This window comes from Methylohalomonas lacus (genome assembly GCF_024808875.1).
In the GTDB taxonomy this organism is placed as follows: domain Bacteria; phylum Pseudomonadota; class Gammaproteobacteria; order Methylohalomonadales; family Methylohalomonadaceae; genus Methylohalomonas; species Methylohalomonas lacus.
This window is the reverse complement of the sequence record NZ_JANUCT010000037.1, coordinates 1-1,085: the sequence shown is the minus strand read 5'-3', so window position 1 is coordinate 1,085 and position 1,085 is coordinate 1. Positions and strand designations below refer to the sequence as shown.

The window sequence follows — 1,085 nt, the reverse complement described above, 5'->3', positions numbered from 1 at the left end:
CTTGGATTCTATCAATAAGTGCAATCAAGTTATGCAGTCAACAGTTCAGTTGATTGCCCCAGTAATATTTCATTCGGTGTCCGATAGCCACGGGTTTGGCGTGGCCGGCTGTTCAGGCGGTCCATGACATGGTCAATCTCGGCCTGGGAGACCTCATTGAAGTCAGTGCCTTTTGGGAAGTACTGGCGTATGAGGCCATTGGTGTTTTCATTGATGCCCCGCTGCCAGGAAGCATAGGGGTCGGCAAAGTACACATCCACCGCTAACGCATCAGCCAGTTTTTCATGGGCCGCAAACTCCAGGCCGTTATCCAGCGTCAGCGTTCGGAAGAACCGCTTCAGTTTGTGCAGCCCAGCGACCGCGGCCTCGGCCAACTGTTCGGCCTGCTTGCCCGCCAGCTTGATGATCCGAGTATACAGGCTCTTGCGCTCGACCACTGTTAACAGGGTACTCTGGCGATTTTTGCCCATGACCGTGTCGCCTTCCCAGTCACCCAGTCGCGTACGTCGGTCGACAACGGCTGGCCGTTCATGGATGCTGGTTCGGTTAGGGATTCGACCACGACGGTCATAATGACCATAGCGTTTGCGATACGGCTTCGAGGCAACCCGCAAGTGCTGGTAGAGATCGCCGCCATTCGCCTGGTCCGCATAGATGAATCGATAGACGGTCTCGTGATGCAGACAAACGCCACATCGACGGCGTAGATAGGCGACCACCTGGGCTGGGCTCAGCTCCTGGCGAACCAGCTGCCGGATCCAGTCGCCGACCTCGGCGGTCAGCTTGCAGGCCTTGGTCGCAGCCTGCCGACGGCGACTCGACAACCGCTGCGCCTGGGCCGGCCGATAGCCTCGCAGCCCCGTATTACGCCGCAGTTCACGGCTGATGGTGGCCGGATGGCGTTCCAGCAGGGCGGCTATCGCCTGCTGGTCGTGACCGGCTTTCATAAGAACCTGAATCTGGTATCGTTCATTCTCAGTCAGCTGTCTATAGTTCATGGTGCAATTTCTCTTGGTCGGGAAAAAGCCGAACTATAGCAGCTGGCTCTTTACCCTAAGAAATTGCACTTATTAGGCGAATCCGCG

1 protein-coding gene is annotated in these 1,085 nt (G+C 56.9%); it reads right to left on the bottom strand.

Features of this window, described 5'->3' with window-relative positions; translation table 11 throughout:
- Positions 1 to 29: 29 nt before the first annotated feature.
- Entirely contained in the window at positions 30 to 998 is a 969-nt protein-coding gene (locus J2T55_RS13190; RefSeq protein WP_259057851.1) for an IS30 family transposase, read from the bottom strand.
- Positions 999 to 1,085: the final 87 nt, after the last annotated feature.

Excerpts from the sequence above, each read along its gene's own strand:
- J2T55_RS13190 (WP_259057851.1), bottom strand. The coding sequence starts at position 998 with ATGAACTATAGACAGCTGACTGAGAATGAACGATACCAGATTCAGGTT.